Consider the following 1,517-nt stretch of genomic DNA (forward strand, 5'->3'; position numbering starts at 1 on the left):
TGGGTGGCCAGCGTCACCGTGTCGGACGAAGCCGCGCCGACCACCGTCTCGATGTTCGACACCGTGACCGTGTTGACGAAGGCGCCGAGCACCAGCTTGTCGTTGCCGCCGGCGAGGTCGAAGGAGCTGCCGGTGGCCTGGGTGGCCAGCGTCACCACGTCGGTCGCCGCCGAGCCGACCAGGGTCTCGACATTGGACACGGTCACCGTCGCGCCGGAGGCGTTGAAGGTCAGCGTGTCGCCGCCCGCCCCGAGATCGACGATGCCGCCGGTCATGGCCGCACCGAAGGTCACGTCGTCGGCCGAGATGCCGCCGGTGACCGTCTCGACGTTGGTCACCGTCACCGTATTGGTGAAGGCGCCGAGGATCAGGCGATCGTTGCCGTCGGAGAGGTCGAGCTTGGTGCCGGTCGCGGCACCCGACAGGGTCACCACGTCGGCGACGGCCGAACCGGTCACCGTTTCGACGTTGGTGATCGTCGCGGTGGCGCCGGTCGAGGCGAAGGTCAGCTTGTCGCCGCCGGCCCCGAGGTCGAGGACGATGCCGGTGGTCGCGGTACCGAGCACCACGGTGTCGGCCGAGCCGCCACCGACGATGGTCTCGGTGTTCGACACCGTGACCGTGTTGGTGAAGGTGCCGAGCGTCAGCTTGTCGGCGCCGGCGCCGAGATCGATGATGTCGCCGGTGAAGGCGCTGCCGAGCGTCACCGTGTCGGACGACACACCACCGACGATGGTTTCGACGTTCGACACCGTGATGGTGTTGACGAAGGCCGCCAGCACCAGCTTGTCGCCGCCGGCCCCGAGATCCGCCGTCAAATTGGTCGCCGCCACCGACAGGGTGACGAGATCATCGCCGGCGAGGCCGGTCACGGTCTCGACATTGGCGATGGTCACGGTCGCGCCGGCGGCGTCGAAGGTGAGGCTGTCGTTGCCGGCGCCGAGGTCGACGATGCCGCCGGTGAAGGCCGCGCCGAAGGTCACGTCGTCGGCCGAGATGCCGCCGGTCACCGTCTCGACGTTGGTCACCGTCACCGTATTGACGAAGCCGCCGAGCACCAGCCGATCGTTGCCGTCGCCGAGATCATAGGTCGACCCGGTCGACTGCGCCGACACCGACACCAGGTCGGCGACCGCCGAACCGGTCACGGTCTCGATGTTGGCGACCGTCACCGTCGCACCGCCTGCCGCGAAGGTCAGCTGGTCGTCACCACCGCCGAGGTCGAGGGTCGCGCCGTTGACCGCCGCCGCCAAGGTGACCACGTCGGAGGAACCGACGCCGATCACCGTTTCGATGCCGGCGACCGTCACCGTGTTGTCGAACAGGCCGAGGGTCAGCTTGTCGCTGCCGGCGCCCAGATCGAGGGTGCCGCCGGTGAACTGGGTGGCCAGCGTCACCGTGTCGGACGAAGCCGCGCCGACCACCGTCTCGATGTTCGACACCGTGACCGTGTTGACGAAGGCGCCGAGCACCAGCTTGTCGTTGCCGCCGGCGAGGTCGAAGGAGCTGCCGGTGGC

At 68.9% G+C, this 1,517-nt stretch carries 1 protein-coding gene; it reads right to left on the bottom strand.

The window, feature by feature from the left end; translation table 11 throughout:
• A partial coding sequence (locus EYW49_RS23195; protein WP_407695499.1) for a beta strand repeat-containing protein occupies positions 1-1,517 on the bottom strand: 1,517 nt, incomplete at both ends.

This window comes from Siculibacillus lacustris (assembly GCF_004328075.1).
GTDB classification, from domain to species: domain Bacteria; phylum Pseudomonadota; class Alphaproteobacteria; order Rhizobiales; family Ancalomicrobiaceae; genus Siculibacillus; species Siculibacillus lacustris.